This is a genomic window from Sebaldella termitidis ATCC 33386 (genome assembly GCF_000024405.1).
GTDB classification, from domain to species: Bacteria; Fusobacteriota; Fusobacteriia; order Fusobacteriales; family Leptotrichiaceae; genus Sebaldella; species Sebaldella termitidis.
Window position 1 is genome coordinate 3,511,484 of the sequence record NC_013517.1, and the last position, 26,325, is coordinate 3,537,808.

Sequence of the window (26,325 nt, forward strand, 5' to 3'; positions counted from 1 at the left end):
CTATCTGCAAAGCAAATAGCATTTTTTTTAATAATTTACATAAAAATCAAACAATAAATAATACGAAAACTCCAAAATAAGAAATTACCAGTTACTTTAAACTGTTTTCTATCTTTGCTATGTCCTCTTTTGTAAATGTAATATTAGTTTTCTCTCCGGTATCATTCAATATTTTTTCTGCTATTACTTTTGTCACAGGAGTAATTATGTTAAAATGATCCCCGCCTTTTATATCATAAATATACAAAGGAATGTTATTCTCCTGAGCAATTTTTTTCATCTCGTCAAACTCATACCAGTAATCTGCTTCTCCTTCAAAATAAAACGTAGGAGACTGAAGTGACTTCATATAAGTTCTCGGTGATCTTATTTTAAGCTCTTCGGGATTTTTTGTATTAAAAGGGATTGCTACACGCATTGACCCTTTCAGACGTAATTCCAAATCAGGTATTCCCCCTAAAGAAAACGCAGCCCTGAATCCTTTTGAATATTCATTACCTAATAATGCTCTTGTTCCGCCGGTACTGTGTCCTACCACATAGATTCTGTCAGGATCAACATAAGGTATTTTTGAAAGATATTCTCTTGCTGATTCCAAATCTTCTATTTCCCCGTAAAACATATCATAAATTCCCGGATTGGCATTTTCTCCCCTAAAGCTCGGCACCATCATTACTATTCCCGCATCTCTGAATGCTCTTCCTGTCTGATCATTTTCTGCCGGCTGATCTGTCCAGAAATAATCATCATCCCCGATTCCGCCATATCCGCCTATAAGCCATATTACTGCGGGATGCTTTTTCCCGTCTTTTGGATCAGGTGTCAGAAATGCATCCATATTACCGTCCTTTGCTTCATAATTTATAAGTAAAAATTTATCCTTAGGAGGTGTCATTGGTTTTCCGTCTCCCTGAAAGCTGTTATCCACTATTTCTGTCTGGAACTTCGAATGTGCTGTTGCCAGATCCTCATCACTCAGCTCAAAGCTATATTTTGTCTTCCCTTTTTTTTCTGTTTTTGTCTCTGTCCCCTGCTCTGTTTTATCTTTTTTTGAACCGCACGATAAAATAAGAGCTCCCAGAATAACCAATATTAATGCTAAATACCTTTTATTTTTCATTTTATACTCCTCTCAAATTTTTAAAATTATTTATTCTTTTTTCTTTCATATTTTTTATTAACCTTTTCCAGCCGTTCAGTCAGTACAGGAAGACCTTTTTCCAGCCAGAAGCTGCTGTTTATCATTCCGCCTGATGCTCCGCCTTTGTCATATCCCGGAATATAATGCTCAACACCCTCTTTTATTTCATATCCGGAAGTCAGCTTATAAAAAATATAAAAATTTTCTGTGAATCTCTCCACAGAATAAGGAAGAGACATATTGGAAAAAAATTCCTTCAAATCCTCCCATAAATGCGGATCTCCTGTCAGACCCCAATACTCAGGATGTGTTTCAAAAATTTCCGCTACAGTACCCTTCATAATTCCTCCCAAAATAACAAGATTATTTCACTGGTTGATCTTACATAGTTACTATATACATAATATTATTAAAAACTTCCTTATATCAGCTGATTTACCTATATTAATTTTATAAAAGAACAAGCTCTTTTTTAGCCCATTCAAGAACTGTTTTAAAATATGTTTATTTTCTTCTTTTGATTATTTCCCATCATTTCATCACCTTTTTTTGACATCTTAAGAAAAATTATACATTGAATAGCCATATATGTCAATTTTATTGTTGTTCTGATTTTATGTCTGCTTTTTTACATAATCATATAAAAAGATACTCTTTAAAAAGATAAAATTTATTTTCACATATACAATAGTTTCCTTATAATTGCAGTAAATATAGCACTTATTTTACTACAATAAAAAAGGATTGAATAAAAACAACACTTCAAAACAGAAAATATAATAAATACAATATTTCCCGTCCAAAGTCTGTATTAATCCAATCCAACTTCTACAAAAATACTAAATTTTATTTAAATGGGTGTGTTTTATAAACACTGTCAGCATCTTTAAGCAGCTTGTCAGCCTGTGCCTTACTATCAGCAAACGGCTGTCCGTAAACAAGTGTTCTTCCTAACATAACACCTGCGAAATATTCCTCCCAGCTGTTATAATCATTTTTAGCCTGAGTGACAGCTTTATTAATATAATCCCACATTTCCTGCTCAGTTATATAACCTGCACTGTGTGAAAATCTTGCCACATTTACAAGTCTGTCATAATCCCATGCACTTATTGTCTTGATTCCGTCTACTTGCTCTGCTGTGTAACCGTAGTTGTCTACAAGATTTTTCTTTACATCTTCATAAGCCTGAAATTCTTCTGTATTTTTTTCAGCTGCTTCCGGTGTTCTTAATTCTGTCAGCATAGGATCTCCTTCTGCTCTGTGTCCCTCTGCCAAAAGACTCTCCAGAGTTTCCTTTGCAGTTGCTGTATCAGTTACTTTCCATGCGCTTCTTAATACCTGAATACTTGCATCTTTATATTCCTCAGCCTCTAAGTCATCAAAAGACATATCGTTTCTTGTAGTTAATACTGCCCCGAATACCAGTGCATTTTCCTGCTCTTTTGTAAGCTTTCCTTTTGCCTCTTCCTTAGCCGGAGCTGAAGATGTCTCAGTCTGGGCAGCAGTATCAGCCGAATCTGTTTTTTCCTCTTTCCCTTTACACGAAACTATTGTAAGTACAACGAATAATCCAATTAATAACTTTGTTTTGTTTTTCATAAATCTCTCCTTTTTAAAATGATCGTTCTATCTTATCATAATTTCTATATTTTTTCAAATTTATATCTAAATACTCTTATACTTCTATATAAATATTAATTAAAATAAAAAAGACCATCACTCCGTTGTAATAGTCTCCATACCAACCTGTTTTTATTATTTAACTAATTGTTCCGCTTTACTTCCCAAAAGTATTGTTTTTTCTGTCGGAATAAATAATCCAGTATTCTCATTACGTCCTTGTAGATAATATACTGCATTGCTTTTCCCTATACTTACTTCTGCCTTTTTGGAAAGCTCACCTATAGGTCCGCCTTTAACACGGTTAATTATTAAACCAACCTGCATATCCTTGTAATCAGACAGCATATTATAGTCACCGTCGCTGTCTCCTGCTACAAGTATCGGCCCTTTTCCGCCATGGTTCGGTCTGATAAACTTATCAATAGTTTTCGATTTTCCTGCTCCCTGAGTCTGGAAGTAATTATTATAATCATACTGATTTATATATCTTCCTTTGTCGTCAGTTTTTAGCTGCATTGCGAATACATTGCTTCTTTTTACATTTAATCCGTATTTAGGATTAGTCGCAGCTACTACAATTACATCAATAAATGAAGCAGAACATACATAAACTTCTATCCCGTTATCCATCAGCGTATTGTAAAGATTTGTCATTTCAGGCATTATACGAAGACCTGTCTTATATGTTACGCTTACTATCCCGGCTTTTCCCGGTCTTTCCTTAGGACTTGTCCATGTTACTTTCTTATAGTCGTTTCTTTTCAGCCAGTAATCTGTAGAATCCTCTGCCAGCTTCTGCACTTCTTCTGAAGTCATTCCAGTGAACAGATATGTCACCCACGGATAACTTATATCAGCACTAAATGTTCCTCCTATTGCATCATACAGATAACGAACCTTAGTTATAAAATCTGTATATTCCGGAGCTTTTTTTATTTCTGCCAGAGATTTATTCCCTTTTCCGCCAAGCTCTTTATAGTTGTTATATAACCATGTATAGCTTGTTACACAGTCCTCGGCAACTATATCGATGTTTAGCTTTTCACCTTTTGAATTTTTGAATTCATCTGCAAAGCTGCCTTTTGGCACCTCTGTTTTCAAAGCTGCATCAAGCTGCTGCGGTGTCATCTTAAATCTCAGGTTTTCCAGCTGATAAATCAAAAGTGCTTCCTGAATGTCGTTCATAGCTGTAGTGTTATCAAAATCGAATACTGCATAAGGCTTGCTTCTGATATTATAATCCTGATTGTTAATGCTGTTTTTTTCAATCATTCTGTTCAAAGCCGCATAAGTATCCGGTGCCCAGTTCTGAGCTTTTAATTTTGTTTCCTTTACCGGCAGTGCATAAGCAAAAACTGACATAAATACCATGAAAATTAATGCTAATACTCTTTTTCCATTTTTCATATTCTTTCCTCCTGATAAAATTTTTTATGTAATATATTTAAATTCCCTGAAATAAACAGGGACAATTACATACTTCGGAAGAAAAATACTTCTTAATTGCAAAAACCTCCTTAAAAAAATTCACTATTAAAAGTTTACCCTGAAAATACAGCAGTGTCAATTTTTCTACAAAAGGAAAAAACGAATAATAGTTTTGCTTTTTATTTTTATTTGTAAAAAAGATGCTCTTGCAGCATCTGTCTGAGTAGTTATCCGACCCTTATATTCCTGATTCCAAGACTTATTTATCTTATATCTTTATTATTTTCTCTGATTTTTTATAAATTTATTCTCTTACATTTTCAGAATTTTTTTTAATTTAAAAAAATCTATATAATATAAATATTGAAATGTTTCATTTAAATTTTCTATTCTAAATTTAGATTATGGTAAAACAATATAATATCCTCATATTTTCCATTTTTCATTAAAAAACCTCCCGGTATTGTCCCCAGCCGGACAAATCCAAGCTTTTCATACAGCTTAATCGCACTGTAATTCGTTTTGACAACAGCATTAAACTGTAAAATTTTGAAACCAAGCTCTTTTGATTTTTTTATAGAATGCTGCACTAATTTTTCACCGATATGTAATCCTCTGGCTGCAGATTTTACTGCATAGCTCGCATTTGAAAGATGTCCGCAACGTCCGATATTATTCGGATGCAGTGTATACAGCCCTAATATTTCCTGTGTATTTTCATTTACAGCCGCTCCTGTAAATGATTGTTCGGCAAAAAATACAGCTGCTTCATCCTGTGTTAATTTCTCAGTCTGAGGAAATGCAATTCCTGAATCAATAACTTCATTCCAGATTTCTATCATTTGTTCCAAATCTTTTTCTGAATATTCTCTTATAGTGATCTCCATAATATTTCCCTCCAAATAAAAATTTATCTGTTGATATTTCCAGAAAAATATCTCATTCATATTAAACTATCCCTATTCTACCACATAAAAAATAAACCTGCATGAGATTTCACAGGTTTACTAATAATTATTTAGGATTTATATTTTATAAAATTACAAAACAGAATAATCTGCTATCTCTATCCCTTTGCTTGTGATAAATTCTTTTATTTCATCACTTGTAATAACATCCAGCTCTGTGAGTCTGGGATAATTATACGAACTCTTCAGCGTATCTGTACATAAGAAAGCAGGATGACACATTAATTCCACCACATCATATATCATTGCATCCTCAACGAAAGCTTTAAAGTCCTCTGCTCCTACTTTATCAGCATAATACCTGTCTTCAAATAAGTCTATAGTTTTCAAAAATGAAGGAATAACAATTTCCTCTCCTGTTCTCGTAGTCCTTCCGGTTCTCCCCACTCTTACAGGAAGATCATATTCTTTCGCAACAGCAAAGACCGCTTCTGTCATTTTCAGACTGTACAGATGAACATGATGATGACCGTCAAGATGTGTAGGCTTTATCCCCATATCTATCAGCTTGTCTATTTGTACTCTCATTTCTGTTTTTATTTCTTCGATATCGGCTTCTTTCATTAATTCAGGATATTTCTTAAATATACCGTCTTTATCCACGAGTGTTTTTCCCAAAGACAATGACTTTTCTATAAAAGTAAGATGAACCCCTATCGAAGTAATTCCTTCTTTTTTGGCGAGATTTATTGCATGCTCCGCATAAGGCATATTCATCATAATTGTAGTAGATGAAAGTACACCGTTTTTTATAGCTTCTACTATACCATAGTTTATTCCTCTTGTTCTTCCAAAATCGTCTGCATTAATTATCAGTTTCAATTTTACACCTCCGGAAACTTCAGGTCTTTGGCAGCAGTATATTTTTTCACAGATACTCTGTCAAAGACCTCTCCTTATCTCAAACAGCTCCCCCGGCTTTCACAGTTAATTTCAGGCTCTGCTGCTTTCTTTCATTATTTCTCTGCCTTTTTCTATGTATTTCGTTATTCCGAAATCTTCCACGGTAAATTTACCGTCTTCCCATGTTACTATATTTGCACTGCAGTTTGGTATCTGTTCCTTTATTTCAATATCCGGCTTTACAGTTCTTAAAAAGTTCAAAATAGATGTCCCATGAGAAACAACCAGAATATTTCCGCCGGTTTCCCTGTTTTCCTCTATTATTTCATCATATGCCCTTTTCTGTCTTTCCACCAGATCATCAATACTTTCACCATTTGGAAACTTGAAGTCTTTTCTCCCCGCATGAAGTTTTTCTATTAATCCCGGATGCTCTTTTTTTACTGTTGCTGATTTTTCTCCTTCAAGATCTCCGAAAAACATCTCTTTCAAGTCTTTTAACATTGTCAGATCCAGCTCTCTTTCCTGTAATAAAATCAAAGCCGTATCTGCTGCTCTTTCACTTGTGCTTGAATATGCCGCCGAGAATTTTATATCTTTCATTCCTTCCGCAGCATACTCTGCTACCTCTATTCCCTCAGGTGTCAGCGGTGCATCACAGTAACCCTGCATTCTTAAAAACTTGTTGAATAGTGTCTGTCCGTGTCTTACTATGTAAAGTACTATCTTTTTATCATTCATTTTTGAACCTGCCTTTTGCTTTTTTAGATATTTATATTATAGCACTTATACACTATTTTTTCATTTTTTACTTTCATTTTTTAAACTGTTCTCAAATACCTATATATCTTTGCCATTATTCATTATTACATCTTTATACCAGTAGAAACTTTTTTTCTTATATCTTGCCATTTCTTTTTCATCCTGTTCATCTCTGTCCACATAAACAAAACCATAACGCTTCTGATATCCGTTCAGCCAGCTTAGCAGGTCGGTAAAACTCCAAGTGCAGTAGCCTATAAGGTCTACACCGTCAGTAATTGCTTCTTTGCAGGCTCTGAGATGCTTTTCTATATAATCAATCCTGTAATCATCATTAATTATATTTCCCTCTTCAAGCTTATCAAATTCACCAAGACCGTTTTCCGAAATAAGGATCGGAAGCTTATATCTGCTTGTTATTCTTCTCATTCCTATTCTAAGCCCTGTAGGATCTATTTCCCAGTCCCAGTTGGTAGTTTCCAGATATTCATTTCTCTTTGTTTTATATGCTCCGGGAACTCCTTCCTCCTGTGTAGTTCCTTTTTTTCCCGTAGTATTAAATCCACCAATTCCCACGCCGTCAAGAGGATTTTTTTCAAATGTTCCTGTTCTATAATAGTTAACACCCATAAAATCAGGTTTCCCTTCTTTCAGAAGCTCTGTATCTCCCTCAAGAACTGTAGGTGCCCATCCTTTTTCTTTGAGAAATTTCATTCCGGCTATAGGATATTCACCCCATACATAAACATCCATCCACCAGTGTGCGTTTAATTCCTCTTCATCTTCAAATGCCAGTACATCTTCGGGATTACATGTGGCAGGATATCCCGGATTCAAAGCAAAGCTCGGTCCTATCTTTCCGTCCGGAACTATTTTTCTGAATGACTTTATCGCTTTTGCATTGGCAAGACTGGCTATATGATTAGCCTCGTACATTCTTTTATAATCCGTTACACCCGGCGGATGCATAGCTCTGAGATATCCCAGTCCTATAAAAATATTTTGTTCATTCAGGCTTACCCAGTATTTTACTCTGTCTCCAAAATTTTCAAATAAAGTAATACAGTAATTATTAAAGTCCTCTATTATCTGTCGGTTTTCCCAGCCGCCGTATAAATCCTGCAGTGCCTGCGGCAGATCCCAGTGATATACAGTAACTATCGGCTCTATATCATGCTTTATCAGTTCATCAATAAGATTATTATAAAAATCCAGACCTTCCTGACATATTTTTCCTGTACCTTCCGGAAAAATTCTTGCCCAGGCTATAGAAAATCTGTAAGCTTTCAGTCCCATTTCAGCCATGAGAGCCACATCTTCCTTATATCTGTTATAGTGATCCACAGCTACATCACCATTTGTCCCCATAAAAGTCTTTCCGGGAATTCTTACAAAATCATCCCATATTGACTTTCCTTTTCCGTCAGTATCCCATGCCCCTTCGACCTGATATGCCGCCGAAGCTGATCCCCATAAAAATCCTTCCGGAAAATTATCCAGCTTTTTATGTATCATTAAATACACCTCCTGATAAATATTTATTCCATCTGTTCTTTTATCATTATAAAATCAGCCATTACGGCTGATTTTCATCTATTGTTTGTCAAAAAAATCTTTAAACTGAGGAAGATATTTTTTGTGAGCTATTAATAATTCATCTAATACCTTTTTACCGATAGTGCTTCCAGGTACTAAAGGATTAGTAATGAATGCTTCTAATGCTATTTTATAATCTCCAGTTACAGCCGCTTCTATTGTAAGTTCTTCCATTGCTTTCATTATCTGGATATATCCTCTTTGTGCAGTAGGAAATTTCCCGAAATTAAGAGGTCTTGGACCGGATGCAGTTATATATGCAGTAGTTTCTATAGCACAGTCATAAGGAAGATCATCTATTGTTCCGTTATTACGCGTATTTACTACCATTAATATTTTTTTGTCATTATGTATTGAATTTATCAATTCACATGCAGCATCTGAATAATATGCTCCTCCTCTTTTTTCAAGCTGTGTAGGCTTATCTTTTAAGTCTGGATTTTTATATAGTTCAAATAATTCTTCTTCCACTCTTTTTACCACTTCACCACGAGTTCCTTCATTTTTATAGCTTTCAAGTCCTTTTTGAAGCATATCGTCCTGAAGATAATAGTATCTGTGATAATAACACGGTATCATTCCTAAGTGATCAAGCTGATCCTGAAGAAAATGCATTACTTCTATATTAGCCACTCCTGCTTCTTCTTCGCTTATTACTTTCGCAGCTACTTCTCCTGTTATATCATTACCTTTATTATCATATACCTTGTGCCATACAAAGTGGTTTAATCCTGCAAAGTGGAAAAACAATTCACTGGCATCCTTGCCAAGAAGCTTTGATTCGCTCATCATATGGTTTACAGGAACATTGCACAGTCCCACCACTTTTTCATATTTCCCATACTTCAATACTGCTTCTGTTACCATTCCTGCCGGATTTGTAAAGTTTACGAGCCATGCATCAGGACAAAGTCTTTTCATGTCTTCAACTATAGAAAGAATTACCGGAATTGTACGAAATGCTTTCAGCATTCCGCCGGGACCGTTTGTTTCCTGACCAAGCAGACCATTTTCAAAAGGTATTCTTTCATCTTTTATACGAGCATCAAGGAAACCAACCCTGAATTGTGTTGTTACGAAATCAGCACCTTTCAAAGCTTCTTCTCTGTCCAGAGTCAGATGTATCTGCCAGTCCAGTCCAGCTTTTTCTACCATACGTTTTGCCAGATTCCCCACTATTTCAAGCTTCTCTTTCCCCTCTTCTATGTCAACAAGCCAAATTTCCCTTATTGGAAGCTCCGCACTTCTCTTAATAAATCCCTCAATCAGTTCCGGTGTGTAGCTGGAACCTCCGCCAATAGTTACAATTTTAATTTTTGACATGTTACCATCATCTCCTTATATAAAATTTGTTAGTTGAATATATATATTTATTATATTATATCACTTTATCACCTTTTATGCACTAACTGCTGCCTGCTCTTCTTTTAATTTTTGCGCATCCATTATTTTAAAGAATGGATAATATATAAAGAAAGTCAATACCATACTTATTACCTGTATTACTCCTCCGGATATACTCGCCGTAGCCAGTGCCCCTCCGAGAACAGGCGGTGTTGTCCATGGTATCGCTATACCTGCGAGTCTTGACACCAGTCCTAATTTCATTGACCAGTATGTTATTGTAATTACCACTACCGGTGACAGTACAAACGGTATCAGCATAAGCGGGTTCATTACTATAGGAAGCCCGAAAAGAATCGGTTCATTAATATTGAAGAATGCCGGTCCTACAGCCAGTTTTCCTATTTCTTTCAGCTGTTTGCTCTTTGAGAAGAGGAATAATATTATTGCAAGTGAGAATGTAGATCCTGATCCGCCCATTGACTGGAATATATCAAAAAACTGTGTTGTTACAACGTGAGGTAATTCTGTTCCTCTTGCTCCTGCCATATAAGCAGCATTATTTTCCGCCATAAGCTTATAAGTTACCGGAGAGATTATTCCCATTATAAGGGCTGCACCGTGAATTCCCGTCATCCACAATAAGTGAATAAGCAGTGTTACTACGAGAGCTCCCCAGTATGTTCCTCCGATTTTTGTAAGCGGTCCTACCAGTATTACTCTTACTATATTATGCATATCCTCAAATGGAGTGTACATTAATCCAAGTCTGATTATCCATACTACAGTTAATATTATCATTCCCGGAATCAGGGCTGCGAATGACTTTGCCACTGCAGGCGGTACTCCGTCAGGCATTTTTATAATAATATCTTTTTGTACAATTATTCTGTATATTTCCACAGTAAATATTGACATTATCAAACCTACGAATAATCCTCCACTGTCTAAAAAGCTAAATGCGATTCCGCCTACAGTGCCTATTTCTTTACCGTCTTGTAAAAACGGGATGTTGTAAGGTGTTACAAGAACGAAAGTACATAAAGACAACACTGCCCCTGTAAGCGCATCTACATTATATTTTTCAGAAAGTCTGTATGCTATACCTATACAGGCTATTACTCCCATTAGTCCGAAGGATGCTGTTACCGGATACCCCAGCTTTTCAGCTATTCCTGTTTCCGCCAGCCATTTTGTGTATGCCGGTATCGGAAAGTTTCCTATTATTAAAAATACTGATCCTATTATTGTAAGCGGCATTGTAACTATAATTCCATCTCTTATTGCCTGAACATGTTTTTGATTTCCTATTCTTCCTGCTACAGGCATTAAATGTTTTTCCAGAAATCCTATAACCCCGTCCATTGCTCCTGCCATAATATTCCTCCTCAATTTCTATATATAATATTATACTAAAATTCTTTAACATCTTCATCAAAAAACAATGATAATTATGCATAAAATTAATGTTTTAAGGAATAAAATTCCAAACTTATGGACATAATACCCCTGTTATAAAGTTTATCTGCCCAAGTTCTTGGAATTTATTTATACAGGATAAATTTCATATCCTGCAAAAAAGCTTTAACCCTCCAGAGCATCCACTCTTTTATATAAATCTATCATTTCTATTACCATATCTTTGAACAGAATTGACCCCATCAGATGATCCTGTGCATGAACCATTATAAGACCCAGCTCTACTTTTTCTCCGCCTGCTTCCTTTGTTATAAGATCTGTCTGTATTTCATGTGCTTTCAGCATCTCTTCATTTGCTTTCTTTATATAGCTGTCAGCTTCTTCAAAGTTACCGACCTTTGCTTCTCTCAAAGCCTGAAAAGAATAGCTTTTACTTTCTCCTGCATGACCTATTAAGCTCATTGCAATCATTTCTATATCCATTTCCATATGTCATCTCCTAAATAATAAATTTATATTTACATTTTCAAAAAATTAACCGATTAATTTCAAAGCCTGTTCCAAAACCTTTGGCCCGTTCATCATTCCGTAATCCATCATATTTATTACATCAATAGGTATTCCTTTTTCATCAGCCACTTTTTTCAGATCGCTTAATGCGTATTTTACCTGCGGACCTAATAAAAGTACATCGGCATTTCCTACGTGATCTCTTACTTTTTCAAGCGGCTCTGCCCAAACTTCTGTTTCAATTCCCTGTTCATCTGCAGCCTTTTTAATTTTTGTCACAAGCAGACTTGTAGACATCCCTGCTGCGCAGCATAATAAAATTCTTTTCATAGTGAATTTCCTCCTCTAAAATGTTAATTTAATAATTTAATTGTTTCTTGCATAAATTCATCTTACCTATATAATAACCTATTTTTCTTATATGTCAAATTTAGTAAAAAAGCTTTATTTTTTCGTCTGCTTTTTTCTGATAAAAATTTTATTTTTGCCGTTTTTAAGCTTTTTATTCTTAAATCTTCAAAAAAAATATTGTTTTTTCGTCTGTTTTTGGCAAAAAAAAGTTATTATATTTTTATTTTTCTTGAAAATTTTTTCAAAAAACCCCATTTTTTAAATATAATTTTAATAATTATAGCTTTTTTTTCATATTTTTGTTATAATTCATTCAAAGTACTTTCCATATAGAAAATTCGGATTTTGAAAATCCAAAGGTATAAAAATATGGAATATATGAAATTTTAATAAAGGAGTTGTAATGCTAAATATATATAATTCCCAACAGTTTAATTTTCTAAAAAAACATAATTTTTCAGTTTTTACAAATAAATCATTAAATAAGAAAGAAAAAAAATTTTTAAAAACCCTTTATATCAGCTGCGGTATTATCGATAAAAATAACTCGGAAATATCCTATAAAACCGAAGATATATTAAGTATTTTAAATTACGATTCCATCGCACGTCTTGAAAAATTTCTTAATAATATTATCAGTAAAAGAGTTTTTTACAGAATTGAGGAGGATAACAAACTTCTGCAGAACGGGAGCTTCGGAATTATAAACTCTTATTCTGTATATAAAGGCAAGGTCTATTTTCTTCTTTCCGAAGAGATACTCCTATCTTTTGTGGAAAAGACTCTTTTTTCATACCTGAAAATAGATAAATTTATTTTTATGGAGGAAAATTTCTCTTATAATCTTTATTTATATCTTATTCCGCTTTTTTATAATCAAAAAGAAGTAAATATCGAACTGGATAAGCTCAAAAATATACTTAATGCCGAAACCAGCTATGAAAGATTTTATGATTTTGAAAAATACATTCTGAAAAAAGCAATTGAGGATATAGTAACTTTCAGTAAATATAATCTTTCATATTATAAGATGAAAACCGGAAAAAACATAAATAACAAGGTTACCGCAATAAAATTCATACTTAACAATAAAAAACCCGGCAATTACTTTGATGTAAAATATGCTGCCAATGAACTCCTGAATATGGTTAAGTCTCACATAACCAATATAAATGAGATGTACGAGCTTATTCTTCTTTATATAGTAAAAAGAAACTATGACTATGTACTTCTCAATATAAAATATGTACTTGCCAATTATACCGACAATATAGAAAAGCACCTGAAAAGAGCTCTTTTATACGATCTCGGCAATACTGAAAAAACAGATAAATATACACTTTATGTAGAGGATATTGCACACTTTAAGACACCTTTTATACTTCAGATGAATCTTTGGAGACATTTGAATAAAGTCAGCAGTGAAATTCCTGATTACGATGATGTAAACAGACTTTATTACTCAGATTTTTTCAAAAAAATAATAAAGCTTAAGGATAAGGAAGAGTTTGATTTTACTAATGATTCTGTGAGAATATTCATAAAATATAATGTAAAAGAGGAAAGTATTATCAGAATATATATTCATAAGGAAGTATAGCAGGCTCCTTCCTTACTATGAAAGGAGAATTTTTATGACTGATACGGATATTTTGTTTAAAAATAAAAAAGCAGATATAAAGCGGCTTCTTTCCTATGGATTTATAAAAAGGGAGAAAAATTACATCTATTCTGCCAAATTAGTAAATGATCAGCTTGAAATGACAGTAATTATAACAGAAGCCGGAAAATTATCAACAGAAATCAGAGATACGCTTTCAAAAGAACTTTACATTGTTCATAAGGTTTCCAATTCATACGGGGGCTTCGTCGGAAAAGTCCGTGAAGAACATAACAGAATTCTTAATGATATTATAAAAAACTGTTTTGATAATGATACATTTAAAAGTGAATATTCAAAACTGGTTATTGAATATGTCAGAAAAAAATACAATGACGAACTTCAGTTTTTATGGAAGAAATTTCCTGATAATGCGGTTTTTCGCCGTAAGGACAGTAATAAATGGTATGCAGCATTACTAATTCTTCAAAAGCACAAATTAGGACTGAAAGAAGACGGCATAGTTGAAATAATTGATTTGAGAATTAAGCCTGAAGAGCTGATCAGCCTTATTGACAACAAAAAATATTTTCCCGGTTACCATATGAATAAAAAACACTGGTTCACTATCTGCCTTGACGGCTCGGTTCCAATAGAAGAAATTTTTTCACATATTGATAAAAGTTATACACTGGCACAATAGCTCCTTGGCTTTTGAACTAATAACTAAAGCATTAATATACAAAAACAGACTGTCCTAAAAATGATTTTTTATACAGTCTGTTTTTTTGCTGATTCCTCTTGAAAATACATATTCTGTTAATATATATTCTTATCTTTCAAAACAGCCAATGCAGTCTCTGCTGCTTTTTTCCCGCCTGCATCATCCTTTCCCTGAATATTCACGGCAAAAATAAATACATTATCTTCCTTTTCCACAAAGCCCACAAACCAGCCGTTTACATTCTTTCCGTTTACTGCTCCGGTTCCTGTTTTTCCATAAAGGGCAGCTTTGTTATTTTCTGATAATTTCATTGCATTTTTTACAGTTTTTATGTTTTTATTACTGAAATCCAAACTGCCTGTATAAAAATTTTTCAGCAGTAAAACCTGCTCCACCGGAGAAATCCGTAAAGAAGAACCCATCCAGTAATCTGATATATCTCCGGCAAGATTATAATTTCCGTAGGCTATTTTTTTATAATAAGAATAAAGCTGTTTTTTCCCGGCTTTTTTATCGATTTCCTGAAAATACCAGTTTACGGAATTTCTTAATGCACTTTCAAGAGTCTGATCCTGATCCCACACTTGATAAGGATTCTTTTTCCCGTCCCATTTCATAACAGAATCATCATTTTTTATTATTCCCAGCTCCAGCCCGATAAGTGCGTCATATATCTTATAGGTAGAATCAGGTGCTGTTCTGGTGATACTTTTATCCCTGTTATAAATAAAATACTGATCATTTTTCATGTTATATAAAACAAAGCTTCCGTTAAATCCCCTGAAATAAGTGCTGAGATCTTCATAAACAATATTTTTTCCCCGAAAATCATACTTTTCAGTATAAGCCATCTGTGTTACAGCCGGAATCTGACTCAGCAAAAAAACACTCAGTCCCGTAAAAACAAAAAAACTCTTTATTTTCATGCTGATTGTTTCTCTGGTATAAACCGCTATTTTTTTTATTCGCTTTTTGAGTTCTTTTTTAGTTCCTCCCAAACTTGCTGTCATAAACATGTGAGGAGTTTCAGATAATTTTGTTATAAAATTTATAATAGTATATCCGTAATCATGAAAAGAGGTTTCATCAAGCACTTTCAGCACTGCAGCATCGCAAGCTATTTCTCTGTCAATGCGTATCTGCTTAAAAATCAGCCATATCAGCGGATTAAACCAGTAAATAACCTGAAAAAACAGCATTATCCAGTTAATCAAAACGTCCCTGCTTTTATAATGATTCAGTTCATGTAAAAAAATATATTTTATCTCTTTTGAGCTGAACTGCTCGGATATTTTTTCAGGAAGTACGATATATGACCGAAAGACTCCCATTGTTACCGGAACCCGGGTAAGAGAAGACGTCCCCATCACAGGTTTCTTGCTTATTTTAAGTATATTGCAGCATTCCGCATAAAGATCGTTTATTTTCTTATCTCTCACAAAAATTAGTGATTTTCCGATTTTTCCAAGTCTAAAACTGCCCATAATTATGAGAAATAAAAATATGAAAATTCCGGCAGCCCATACTCCTATCAAAAATAAGACAATATATTCAGGCATTGAATGATTGGCAGATACGCCAAAATCCTGAATCCAGTCAGCAGCATGTACTAAAGTCCCGCTTCTGTCGTTTCCCGCCATTCCGATTTCTGTAATCTGACCTGCATTCAGCTTATGAAACGTAAAATTATTCAAAACTCTGTAATCAAAAATTCTGCTTGGTATAAAAGGTACAGCTAATATTAACAGAAATAAAAAATCAGTATTATTCTGCCATTTTGCAGTAATATGTTTTTTAAATATACCTTTTATTCCCAGAATAACTAAAATAAAAACAGATATTGTAAAAGAATTCATCAAAAAACAGATAAAATTCGTCCTGATCATATTATTTCCCCTTCTTGTCTTTTTCCATATCAAGAATTTTCTTTAGTTCATTTATATCATTTTCCGTAAGCTTATCCTGTTCCAAAAAGTTAACTACCATAGAATTCAGGGCACCGTCATAAAATTTATTCAAAAAGCTGCTGCTTTCCTGTTCCACATAATCTTCCTCTTTTATCAGCGGAGTATACACAAATACTCTCCCCTCTTTTTTATAGCCTATCGCACCCTTTTTTACCAATCTCGAAAGCAGTGTCTGTATTGTCTTAGGCTTCCACGAGCTTTCAACTGTGAGAATTTCAGTAACTTCCTTTGTACTCACAGGGGCTTTGTCCCAAATTAATTTCATAACCTGATATTCTGCTTCTGAAATAGAAAATGAATTTTTCATAACAGCCTCCAATTCTTACAAATGTAATAAATTTATTATACCACAATTTCAAAGGGATTATAAGTAATTTTTTTATAAAAATTTTTCTTGACAAATTTATCTTACAAGTGTAAGATATAAAAAATTACATATGTAAGATTTAATTTTAAAGAGTATTATAATAATACTTATTTCTATCAAAATAATAAGGAGAAAATCATGAAAAGAATTCTATTAGTTATTATGCTGGCTTTTTCTACTATTCTGTGCAAAGCCCAGCCAAAATCAGAAAATACTGTTAACAATGCTGCTTCCGGAGGAATCCAGGAGGAAAATCTTCAAAAATACTTTGACGATCTGAATATAAAAGGAAGTATTACCATTTATGATTATAAAAATAAAAAATGGTACTATAGCGACAAAAAAGACTCAGAGAAACGAACTCTTCCGGCCTCTACCTTCAAAATACCAAATTCACTGATAAGCATTGAAGAATATGCTGTAAAAGATGAAAATGAAGTTTTGAAATGGGACGGAGTTATAAGAGAATTTCCAGCACATAATGCAGATACAGACTTAAAAACTGCTTTTAAAAATTCCACTGTCTGGTTTCACAGGGAAATGTCAAGAAGGGTCGGAATTGATAAATACAGAAAATATCTGAAAGAATTTAATTACGGAAATCAAAAGCTTTCAGGAATACCGGATTATTTCTGGCTGGATAATACACTTGTTATTTCACCTGCTGAACAAATAAATTTCTTATCCGGGCTTTATGATGAAAAATATCCGCTTTCAAAAAGAACCTATAATATTGTAAAAAATGTAATGATTGAGAAAAAGACAGACTCATATACCTTAAGAGCCAAAACCGGAAGCGGATTGGTAAAAACTCTGGATATAGGCTGGTATGTTGGTTATATAGAAACCAAAGACAATGTTTATTTTTTTGCTACAAGATTACAGCAGGACGAACCTGATAAAAATGATGATTTCCTGAATCTGAGAAAAACTATTACTTTTAATATTTTTCAGGATATGGGAGTTATGTAATATCTTCTGTGAAAAATAAAAAGGACTGTACCACTTCAAAAATGTTACAGTCCTCTTATTCCTAAAATGAAGCCTTAAAAGAAACTCCTACTTTATAATCTTCTTTCTTTTCATTTCCTATTCCGTATTCTCCTGTAAGGAATATTCCATATCTGTCTTTTAATTCCACCCCTATTATACCGTTTGTCTTTAATCTCCCCTTATCCTCAGCTGTCTGTGCCAGTTTATGATGACCTTCTTCTATTGCTGAAAGACCGGCTTCTTCCTGTCTGTTCATATTTCCAAGCTCATATTCATAACCTGCTCCTATATTACCCTTGATTTTCCAGTTTGACTCCGATCCGAGCCTTTTTTCCGCTTCCAGTCTTACACCTATACTTGGCTTTATACTGTAAGCATCATTGCTTTCCACCTTCAGACTTTCGGCAGCTCCGCTCTCCTCAAAGCTTTCATGTGTCATATATCCCAGCTCCAGACCTGTATAAGGTACCATCTTTACATTCCGCCCTATTTCAAAGTCTTTTCCAATTTCATTTAATGAGCTTAGACCGTATACATTATAATCCGATTTCATATCTGACTTTGTTTTATCATACCATGTAATGCTTCTGTCATTTGTATGGAAGCTCACTCTTCCCAGCAGGTCATTTCGGAAATTCCATCCGTTTACAGTATATTTATTATGTAATCCAAGCTGTATAGTATCTGCCTGATCCTCATTATCAGTATTCTTCATCTGAAAATCAGTTCTTGTATACCCAAGTGAATAACCAAATGTATGTCTGTATGTTCTTTCTACTTCCCTAAGCGCCAGTACACCTACTGTATTATAATCATATGACTCTACTCCGCTCGTATCTTCCTTAGTGCTTCCTTTACCTGCTATTACATTTATTTTTACATTTTCTTTTGTGTTGTTCTCTGAATTCTGCAGTGTAAACAAGGCATTATTTAGTACACCGTAAATATCCTGTTCTCTTTGGTTTATATTGGCATACATGCTTCCCGAAAGCTGCTCTAAACTATCTCTTAATGTATTTTCATCTTTTATAAGATCAAGCCTGTCATAAATTTTCAGTGCATCACCCTGTGCATTTAGATATTTATTTTCTATATTTTTGGCAAAGCCGTCATACCATGCTCCTTGTGTAAAGTTGTCATAATTGATCTTTTCCATCCATATATCTATTTTCCCCTGTGCATTCGTTACCGGAATTGCATCAAATGTCACTGAAGTACTTTTTACAGACACTTCTCCGGTATTTTGTCCTCCGCCCGGAGTAGTAGGATCAAATACATTTTCAAATTTATACACCCTTGCATTAGTTCCCTGAGTAAATAACGGGTCTATTTTTGCAACATTGTCACCAAAATTAAATCCCGGTGCCACTATACTCACACTGTTGCTTAGAAGAAAACCGCCGTTTATATCTTCCGGCGAATAACCATTTAGAGCAACCTCTTCTGCTGTAGGTACTCTAAAGCTTGACGGATCAGGCTTTATAATAAGATCAAAGCCGTTCAGCTCGAATTTTTCATCCACCTTTATAATTCCTGCGTTTATTATACTTGGAGGAGTATATGCCGCTTCTCCGGTTACTACCTGTACAGAACCTATTGTTCCGGAAGCTATTTCTATCAGTCCGTGATTTTCAAGTATTGAACCTCCTGAAAGCTGTATTCCTGTACTGTTATTTCCGTTTATATATATCTTTCCCGTACTTTCATTTATTACCTTCGAATTGGCATTAGCATAAATACCCATACTGTCGTTACCATTCATTGTTATAATTCCTGCATTTGTAATCTCAGTATTTCTTGTTCCGGCTATTCCGATACTTCCGTCTCCCGATAATGTAATATTGCCTTCATTTCTTACTGCTCCCTGCTCTATGTATATCCCCACTGCTTTTTCTGACACAGATGTTATATTTCCAGTATTCAGAGATTCATTTATATTATTTATCGAGTAAAAACCTACTGCATCGGAACCAATAGATATATTTCCGCTGTTTTGCATATTCTGTACATTTTCTCCGTAGACTCCCACTGCGTACTTATTAGCAAAAGGATTATCCGGATCTGTTATAACAGAATTACCGATTTTTATATCACCGCTGTTATTTATACTGCCTTCTTTATTATATATTCCCATATTTGCAGTTCCGTTGTCACCATTTATTGCGGCTTTATTTGTTATATCCCCGCCATTTATCATGTAAAAGCCTATTGAGTCAGAACCTGACATATTCAGGTCCGCCCCTGTTTCATTAATAACAGTTGTTTTACCGTCAGAATAAATCAAAACACCCGTATCTTCCAAATGAGATATATTTCTTCCGGTATAGACTGCATTCCCGCTTAACACTGCACCATAACTGCCGCTGCTTACACTTATCTCAGCATTATTATCAGTTACGGCACCGTTTGTCGCATAAATTCCTACTGTTTTTTCACCGCTTAATAACAATTTCCCGCCTGTAAGATTCAGATTCCCGGCATTCATATATATCCCGGTACCTGCCGGAGCAATTTTTATATCTCCGGCTGTATGATTTATTATACCGCCTTTATTATAGATACCTATAGATTTTTCACCCAGTATCATGTCAGTGGAATTATTAACCGTTCCCTGAGAATTATTATTGAATATCCCTATACTCGGATCAGCCGCGCTCACTGAACCGCCTAATTCTACAGAATTATTATTATTAAAGGTTTTTATACCTCCAGATGTAATATATACTCCTACAGATTTATCACCTGTTAATTTTATAGTTCCGTTATTTTCTCCTGTAATATCAGCTGTTCCGTCGATATAAATACCTACAGCCTTTTCGCCTGTACTATTAATTACACCCGAATTCGAGACAGCGCTGCCATCTTTTATATAAAGCCCTGATGATCCCGCTCCGATTCCTATATATCCGGAATTTTCAATGCTGGTACCTGCACCGCTCCCATACAATCCCACAGAAGAATTCCCCATATATACAGAACCTTCATTTTTTGCCTTAGCACCATTTGTTACATAAATTGCTGTTGATTTGCTGCCGCCGAAATTTATTACTCCTTTATTAGTTGCTTCATGATTTACAGCTTCACCATTTATAGTTACGGGAAGCCCGCCTGAATAAGCACCTGTAAGGGCTATCCCCACCATATTATCTCCTGCCGCATCTAAATATGAATTACTTCCGAGCAATACTGCCGAATTAATTCCGGAAGTAAATGTTCCTCCGGCTCCCAAAGAAGCATACGAATCATAAAACATGGTTCTGTCTTTTATATTCTGTACTATATACTGTGAATCAACCGTAGAATTAACGGAAAAACTCTGATTAAAATATCCTGAACCGGCTACGTTAAATATTACTATTCCTTTCCCGTCTACATTTACCGTTCCTGTTCCTGAGAAAGATGAAGTTCCGTCAGTATATATACCCACAGAATTATCTCCCTTCAGATTTAGCTCCAGATTACTAAGGGATACAGTATTATCTTTAATATATATTCCTGTTCCGTTTTCCCCTGCTGTTATTTTATTAAGTCCGTTACCTGAAACATAAGATTTATTGGAGTATATTCCTACACCGCCTTTTGAAGCGCTTACATCAATATCACTCCCGTCTTCGAGATACAGAGTTCCCTGTCCGTAATATCCTCCGCTTGAATTTTCATTTACATAAATTCCTATGGCCTTTTTACCTGAAGATGCAGTTATTTTCCCGGAATTATATACATCAAAACTTGCATAAGAAGTTGTGTAATCATTTGGTTCCGGATAAGTTTCCGCATAAATTCCCACACCGTTATTTCCAATATTTATCTCACTGCTGTTTCTGACAGTTCCGGCAGTAGTATACATCCCTATACTGCTTTCACCGTTCAAATTTAGAGCGCCTGTATTAGTCTGCCCTGCTCTTTGAGTATAAATACCTATAGATTTATTTCCGCTAAGAGTAATTATCCCGTTATTTTCGCTGTTTATTCTGTTATACTCATTCGCCTTATAGCTCTGTCCTATTGCTACCAGATTATCTTCAGTTCCGCTTATTGTCACACCTTGGTTTACAGATACTCCGGATTTTCCTATTTCAGTATTTCTGTATGTTTTATCTCCTGTATTATTGTTTTTATCTATATTGGAATCTGTATCTATTACCAGCAGTGATGAAGTCAGCTTGGATTTCCCTGAACCGATAAACTCTATTGAAGAATTTCCTGACAGATCCTTCAGATCACTTAAATTTACCTTTGCATTTTTTACTGCTATATTAAAGCTGTCTGAATCTGTATTTATAGTAAGCTTCCCGTTTGAAGCATCAGTTACGCTGTTTACATATCCCTGAAGATCAACAGTATTTGATATTCCGCTGCCTTCATAATAATATCCTATTGCCCCGTTTTTCAAGTTTGCATTTACATCACCATTAATTACTGTTTTCCCTGTCAGAGTGGTATAGTTATCTTTTTGAAAAAAGAATGCAAAGCTGTCCTTTCCGTTTACTGTTAATTCCATAGCCTGTCCTGGAGTTTGGGACTGCAGGGTAATATTCCCGCCTTTTGAAAATAAAGCTGCTCCCCCGTCGCCATTTACTTCAAGTCTGTCTGTAGTAATATTTGTTTCTGACGAAGTATTCTGATATGCCCCGTTTACATATAAAGAACCCGATCCGCTGTAGACCGCTGTCGGTTGTTTACCGTTCACCTCTATATAGCTGTTTTCAGATGTCAGACTTAATCCGTTATTATAAACAGCAGTGGCATAATTACCGTTCATTTCAATATTACCTTTATTTAAACCATATTCACCCGCTACCATTCCGCTGACTACAAGACCCAGACTCCCGTAATTACTTCCCCACTGAGTTGTAAATGAAGAAGAATTATTTACGATATCCCCGTAATTTTCAAAGGTCCCGTTAGTTATTATTCCGGTCATTGCTATTGCCCCCGGATTTATTGTAATAGGCATATAATTTTTTATTACTGTTCCATATGAACCTGACACTATAGAATTTTGAGTTCCTGCATTAATAGGGACTATGGAATTAATAAGACTGCTGTCCAGCGTTACTTTTCCATAACTCACTTTTACTATAGAACTTTGCTTGGAGTCTGCTCCGAATTCTACTTTTTTTATTACAGTATCATTTAATATCATATCCATTGTTTTTAACGTTGCAGACTGTGTTTCTCTTGATACTGCCGGTGTATTTGTTCCGTTTATATATATATCCATATTTTTTACATTATCTAAAATATTGTTTCCTGTGGTACTCAAACCTCTTTGAACATATAACCCGACATTTTTGGTACCTTCCAGTATTATTTTCCCGTTTGATCCATCTATTTCTATTGTTGAATTTACATAATCATTACTTCCATATACTGAAGCTCCGATTTCCACAGCCCGGTTTCCTTCTCCGGTAACACTTATATTACCGGGCTTTATCAGAATAGGCCTTGTGTACGGGTCTACTGCAACAAATACTCCTACTCCTCCTGTTGATCCCGATACGTTTCCTGTATTCAGTTCTATTATGATATTCCCTGAATTGATCAGCTCTCCTGCCATTGAAGATGATGCAGTTCCCCTGTCCAGCTGCATTGCTATCCCGCTTTGTCCGGATTGTGTTCCATTTTTTATTGTTATTGTTCCCGTATTTTCAAGAACTGCTTTTGCACCAGAGTTCGGATTTGAATTTGTCAGATTAAGACTTAATCCGACAAGTCCTGTTGATGAAAACGAAGATGTAGTATCATCTGCCTGCAAATTTAAGTTTCCTGAAAATACAAGCCTGCTGTCTGATGTTGCATAGTATGGTCTATAGCTTAAAAAGCCCCAGTTATTATAACTTGCTCCGTTAGTCATAATCAGATCCCAGTTGCCTTTTACTTCAAAATTACCGTTATTTGATATATTATGTACTGCAAATCCTGTACTATAACCGGTATGAGTATAAGAAGCAGCTGTTGTCCCTGTATACGAACCATTATTATACGAAGCTGCTCCCGTTACTGATATGTTATTTGTTGTTCCGTCCATGTTCAGCGTAGTTCCCGTAGGTGATTCTACATTCAGATTTTCATAAGCTCTGTTTCCGGAAGTATTATAACGAACCAGAGTTGTTATTCCTCCTATAGATTTTCCCTGATATGAATTCTGTACTCCAAAATACGGTACTACCACATTTGGTGCTGCGGGAAAACTAAAATCTCCCACTGTAAAAACCGGTGCTGTTATCTGAGGAGCTGCTACAGGTGACATATTTACATTTACTGTCGGCGCATCCACTGAACTGATATTTAATTTTATATCTTCCCTTGTAATTCCCTTTACCGGTATATACATTCCCAGATCTACAGATTTTGCCGTTCCTTTTTCCAGACTTGACACTGTTTCTTTCGATCCGCCTCTGTGATTGCTATTATAGAACCCGCTAAAAAATATCTGCCATTCTAAATATTCAGGTTTTACAATATAATCACTTTGCATATACAAATCATTTAACTCTTTATTTCTTTTATTTAATATTTTTTCTAAAAGTCTATAATTTTCATCTGCTGTTTTACTTCCCATATTTTTGGTTATATTATTATAAAGTCTTTCATATTTACTTTTAGAGATATTATTGTTATTATCTGCATAAATACTTGCTATAGAACCTAAAGCTAAAAACATGCACATTCTCTTATTGCCTAACATTCTTCTCTCCTCTTAATTTTATTATTATTTCAAAATTAGAAATTACTGATTAATTCTGATATTAACTTTTCTGAAAACTACAGCCTGGTTTTATGTACAATAACCGTTAATCCGTTTTATTTACAGATGCTATTATATCCAGAAAAATTTATTTCAACTCAAGTTCATTTTCACATACAATTATCGAACATCAGATATACATAAACTTGACTGCTCATTCTAACATTGTTAAAGCAATTTGTCAACAATACAAATTGACTATGGTTTCAATTATAAGCATTTTCAAAGAAATTTCGTACCATCTGATATTTATATAAATTTTATATAAATTTGCATATATATATTCATTATATATATCTTTATTTTCCCGTCGTTTATTTTTATGTAATAGAAAAGACCGAAAATCTATCCGGTCTTTTCCAGAAATCCAAATCGTAATATATTACTGTCTGCACAGCTAATTTTACTGGATATTCTATAAATTATATTTTTCTTTAGTTTTCTTCACTCTTCCCAGTGTTCTTTCCTTCCCGATAATTCCAATTACAGTATATAGATCTGCACCTCTTGCTTTTCCTGTAAGTACTGCTCTTATCGGCATAAGAACTGCAGCAGGTCCTTCACCAAGCTCTTCCTGCAATTCATTCAGAATTTTTATAGCTTCCTCTTCACTGATTTTTTCATTTAACATACTGATCTTATTTACAAATAAATCTATCGCTTTTTTGCCAATTTCTGTTTCCATTGATGAACGAAGCTTTTCAATAGATTTTCTTTCTTTTTTATTTTCAGCCTCTTCAGAATTCGGAAGTTCAAAATCATCTTCATAGTAAATAACTGATTTTTCAGGAAGCTCCTTTAATGTCTGTGCTGACTCTCTTCCTATCTCCACTATTCTCATAAGCTTTGTAAATTCTTCATCACTTAAATCTTCATTTTCATAATACCCTGCTTTCACAAAGTAAGGCAGAGCAAGTTTTGTAAGTTCTTTCAGATCTTTAAGCTTCATATGCTGATTATTTACCCAGCCCAGCTTTACAAGATCAAAAACCGGCCCTCCAAGCGAGATTCTGTCAAAAGAAAAATTCTCTATCATTTCTTCAAGACTGAATATTTCTTTATCTCCTCCGAAGCTCCATCCCATAAGAGCAAGAAAGTTCAAAAGACCCTCTTTCAGATATCCTTCTTCTACATAGTAGTTCAAAGAAACGGGATTCTTTCTTTTCGATATCTTCGATTTATCTGCATTTCTCAAAAGAGGCATATGATACCATTTCGGTTCTTCCCATCCAAAAGCCTTATACAGCTGTATATGCTTAGGTGTGGAAGCTATCCATTCTTCAGCTCTGATTACATGCGTTATTTCCATTAAGTAATCATCCACTATATTAGCAAGATGATAAGTCGGAAATCCGTCTGACTTTAATAATACCTGATCATCAATTTTGCTGTTTTCAAAAACTATATCCCCTCTTAATTCGTCATGAACAACAGTATCACCTTCATAAGGCATTTTCAGTCTGATTACATAAGATACACCTTCGGCGAGCTTCTGCTTTACTTCCTCATCTGTGAGATTTCTGCAGTGTCTGTCATATCCCGGTGCCTGCTTCATTGCTATTTGTCTTTCTCTAAGCTTGGAAAGTCTCTCAGGAGTACAGAAGCAGTAATATGCTTCTCCCTTTTCCACAAGCTTTTCTGCATATTCTTTATATATATGAAATCTTTCAGATTGTCTGTACGGTCCTTTTGCTCCGCCTACATCCGGTCCCTCATCATAATTAAGACCCAGCCAGTGCATAGCATCGAAGATCTGCTGTTCAGAATCCGCTGAAAATCTTGTTCTGTCTGTATCCTCTATTCTTAATAAAAAATCCCCGTTATTTTTCTTGGCAAATGCATAGTTAAAAAGCCCTATATACGCAGTCCCCACATGCGGATCTCCAGTTGGAGAAGGTGCTATTCTTACCCTTACTCTTTTACCTTCCATTTTTC

19 protein-coding genes are annotated in these 26,325 nt (G+C 34.7%); 3 read left to right on the forward strand and 16 right to left on the reverse strand.

Annotated elements, in window-relative coordinates:
* Positions 1-91 precede the first annotated feature (91 nt).
* From STERM_RS16470 to STERM_RS16525, 12 genes are all read right to left on the reverse strand, one after another.
* Positions 92-1,120 carry an alpha/beta hydrolase family protein gene (locus tag STERM_RS16470; RefSeq protein ID WP_012862759.1) on the reverse strand — a complete coding sequence of 343 codons (1,029 nt, stop codon included), beginning with the start codon at positions 1,118-1,120 and terminating at the stop codon, positions 92-94.
* A 26-nt stretch (positions 1,121-1,146) separates the two neighbouring features.
* Complete coding sequence (locus tag STERM_RS16475) at positions 1,147-1,482, reverse strand: hypothetical protein (RefSeq protein WP_012862760.1); 336 nt, start codon at positions 1,480-1,482, stop codon at positions 1,147-1,149.
* A gap of 505 nt (positions 1,483-1,987) precedes the next feature.
* Positions 1,988-2,743, reverse strand: coding sequence for a DUF1266 domain-containing protein (locus STERM_RS16480; RefSeq protein ID WP_012862761.1), 756 nt, complete (start codon positions 2,741-2,743; stop codon positions 1,988-1,990).
* Positions 2,744-2,899: 156 nt separating this feature from the next.
* A complete protein-coding gene (locus tag STERM_RS16485) occupies positions 2,900-4,174 on the reverse strand; it encodes an HAD family hydrolase (protein ID WP_012862762.1) in 1,275 nt (424 codons plus the stop codon).
* A gap of 407 nt (positions 4,175-4,581) precedes the next feature.
* Entirely contained in the window at positions 4,582-5,082 is a 501-nt protein-coding gene (locus tag STERM_RS16490; RefSeq protein ID WP_012862763.1) for a GNAT family N-acetyltransferase, read from the reverse strand.
* 153 nt (positions 5,083-5,235) lie between these two features.
* Positions 5,236-5,985 carry a carbohydrate deacetylase gene (locus STERM_RS16495; protein WP_012862764.1) on the reverse strand — a complete coding sequence of 250 codons (750 nt, stop codon included), beginning with the start codon at positions 5,983-5,985 and terminating at the stop codon, positions 5,236-5,238.
* Between the two features lie 111 nt (positions 5,986-6,096).
* Positions 6,097-6,747 carry a histidine phosphatase family protein gene (locus tag STERM_RS16500; protein ID WP_012862765.1) on the reverse strand — a complete coding sequence of 217 codons (651 nt, stop codon included), beginning with the start codon at positions 6,745-6,747 and terminating at the stop codon, positions 6,097-6,099.
* Positions 6,748-6,846: 99 nt separating this feature from the next.
* Entirely contained in the window at positions 6,847-8,283 is a 1,437-nt protein-coding gene (locus STERM_RS16505) for a glycoside hydrolase family 1 protein (protein WP_012862766.1), read from the reverse strand.
* Between the two features lie 78 nt (positions 8,284-8,361).
* Positions 8,362-9,687 (reverse strand): 6-phospho-beta-glucosidase, encoded by a 1,326-nt coding sequence (locus STERM_RS16510; RefSeq protein ID WP_012862767.1) that lies wholly within the window; start codon positions 9,685-9,687, stop codon positions 8,362-8,364.
* A gap of 75 nt (positions 9,688-9,762) precedes the next feature.
* Positions 9,763-11,085, reverse strand: a complete 1,323-nt coding sequence (celB, locus tag STERM_RS16515; protein ID WP_012862768.1) for a PTS cellobiose transporter subunit IIC — start codon at positions 11,083-11,085, stop codon at positions 9,763-9,765.
* Positions 11,086-11,292: 207 nt separating this feature from the next.
* Positions 11,293-11,616: a PTS lactose/cellobiose transporter subunit IIA gene (locus tag STERM_RS16520; RefSeq protein WP_012862769.1), complete on the reverse strand. Its 324-nt coding sequence runs from the start codon at positions 11,614-11,616 to the stop codon at positions 11,293-11,295.
* A gap of 45 nt (positions 11,617-11,661) precedes the next feature.
* Positions 11,662-11,967, reverse strand: coding sequence for a PTS sugar transporter subunit IIB (locus tag STERM_RS16525; RefSeq protein ID WP_012862770.1), 306 nt, complete (start codon positions 11,965-11,967; stop codon positions 11,662-11,664).
* A gap of 424 nt (positions 11,968-12,391) precedes the next feature.
* Here STERM_RS16525 and STERM_RS16530 point away from each other — a divergent pair, with 424 nt between their 5' ends.
* Together STERM_RS16530 and STERM_RS16535 are read left to right on the forward strand one after the other, a co-directional pair.
* Entirely contained in the window at positions 12,392-13,588 is a 1,197-nt protein-coding gene (locus tag STERM_RS16530) for a replication initiation protein (RefSeq protein WP_012862771.1), read from the forward strand.
* A 34-nt stretch (positions 13,589-13,622) separates the two neighbouring features.
* Entirely contained in the window at positions 13,623-14,291 is a 669-nt protein-coding gene (locus STERM_RS16535) for an MmcQ/YjbR family DNA-binding protein (protein WP_012862772.1), read from the forward strand.
* Between the two features lie 116 nt (positions 14,292-14,407).
* On the opposite strand, the gene STERM_RS16540 is transcribed toward STERM_RS16535, so the two are convergent.
* Both STERM_RS16540 and STERM_RS16545 read right to left on the reverse strand, forming a co-directional pair.
* Positions 14,408-16,198: a BlaR1 family beta-lactam sensor/signal transducer gene (locus STERM_RS16540; RefSeq protein WP_012862773.1), complete on the reverse strand. Its 1,791-nt coding sequence runs from the start codon at positions 16,196-16,198 to the stop codon at positions 14,408-14,410.
* Between the two features lies 1 nt (position 16,199).
* The gene (locus STERM_RS16545; RefSeq protein ID WP_012862774.1) at positions 16,200-16,586 is read right to left on the reverse strand and encodes a BlaI/MecI/CopY family transcriptional regulator; all 387 of its coding nucleotides are present in this window, start codon (positions 16,584-16,586) and stop codon (positions 16,200-16,202) included.
* A 198-nt stretch (positions 16,587-16,784) separates the two neighbouring features.
* On the opposite strand from STERM_RS16545, the gene blaOXA reads away from it, so the two are divergent.
* Positions 16,785-17,618, forward strand: a complete 834-nt coding sequence (gene blaOXA / locus STERM_RS16550) for a class D beta-lactamase (RefSeq protein WP_012862775.1) — start codon at positions 16,785-16,787, stop codon at positions 17,616-17,618.
* 61 nt (positions 17,619-17,679) lie between these two features.
* On the opposite strand, the gene STERM_RS16555 is transcribed toward blaOXA, so the two are convergent.
* Complete coding sequence (locus STERM_RS16555; RefSeq protein ID WP_012862776.1) at positions 17,680-24,330, reverse strand: autotransporter domain-containing protein; 6,651 nt, start codon at positions 24,328-24,330, stop codon at positions 17,680-17,682.
* A gap of 475 nt (positions 24,331-24,805) precedes the next feature.
* Positions 24,806-26,320 (reverse strand): glutamate--tRNA ligase, encoded by a 1,515-nt coding sequence (gene gltX, locus STERM_RS16560; RefSeq protein WP_012862777.1) that lies wholly within the window; start codon positions 26,318-26,320, stop codon positions 24,806-24,808.
* Between the last annotated feature and the right edge of the window lie 5 nt (positions 26,321-26,325).

Bases quoted from the DNA above. Each gene is read 5' to 3' on its own strand.
- STERM_RS16500 (WP_012862765.1), bottom strand. From the start codon at position 6,747: ATGAATGATAAAAAGATAGTACTTTACATAGTAAGACACGGACAGACA.
- celB (WP_012862768.1), bottom strand. From the start codon at position 11,085: ATGGCAGGAGCAATGGACGGGGTTATAGGATTTCTGGAAAAACATTTA.
- blaOXA (WP_012862775.1), top strand. From the start codon at position 16,785: ATGAAAAGAATTCTATTAGTTATTATGCTGGCTTTTTCTACTATTCTG.
- STERM_RS16475 (WP_012862760.1), bottom strand. From the start codon at position 1,482: ATGAAGGGTACTGTAGCGGAAATTTTTGAAACACATCCTGAGTATTGG.
- gltX (WP_012862777.1), bottom strand. From the start codon at position 26,320: ATGGAAGGTAAAAGAGTAAGGGTAAGAATAGCACCTTCTCCAACTGGA.
- STERM_RS16505 (WP_012862766.1), bottom strand. From the start codon at position 8,283: ATGATACATAAAAAGCTGGATAATTTTCCGGAAGGATTTTTATGGGGA.
- STERM_RS16480 (WP_012862761.1), bottom strand. From the start codon at position 2,743: ATGAAAAACAAAACAAAGTTATTAATTGGATTATTCGTTGTACTTACA.
- STERM_RS16535 (WP_012862772.1), top strand. From the start codon at position 13,623: ATGACTGATACGGATATTTTGTTTAAAAATAAAAAAGCAGATATAAAG.
- STERM_RS16545 (WP_012862774.1), bottom strand. From the start codon at position 16,586: ATGAAAAATTCATTTTCTATTTCAGAAGCAGAATATCAGGTTATGAAA.
- STERM_RS16540 (WP_012862773.1), bottom strand. From the start codon at position 16,198: ATGATCAGGACGAATTTTATCTGTTTTTTGATGAATTCTTTTACAATA.
- STERM_RS16525 (WP_012862770.1), bottom strand. From the start codon at position 11,967: ATGAAAAGAATTTTATTATGCTGCGCAGCAGGGATGTCTACAAGTCTG.
- STERM_RS16470 (WP_012862759.1), bottom strand. From the start codon at position 1,120: ATGAAAAATAAAAGGTATTTAGCATTAATATTGGTTATTCTGGGAGCT.
- STERM_RS16530 (WP_012862771.1), top strand. From the start codon at position 12,392: ATGCTAAATATATATAATTCCCAACAGTTTAATTTTCTAAAAAAACAT.
- STERM_RS16485 (WP_012862762.1), bottom strand. From the start codon at position 4,174: ATGAAAAATGGAAAAAGAGTATTAGCATTAATTTTCATGGTATTTATG.
- STERM_RS16520 (WP_012862769.1), bottom strand. From the start codon at position 11,616: ATGGAAATGGATATAGAAATGATTGCAATGAGCTTAATAGGTCATGCA.
- STERM_RS16490 (WP_012862763.1), bottom strand. From the start codon at position 5,082: ATGGAGATCACTATAAGAGAATATTCAGAAAAAGATTTGGAACAAATG.
- STERM_RS16510 (WP_012862767.1), bottom strand. From the start codon at position 9,687: ATGTCAAAAATTAAAATTGTAACTATTGGCGGAGGTTCCAGCTACACA.
- STERM_RS16555 (WP_012862776.1), bottom strand. From the start codon at position 24,330: ATGTTAGGCAATAAGAGAATGTGCATGTTTTTAGCTTTAGGTTCTATA.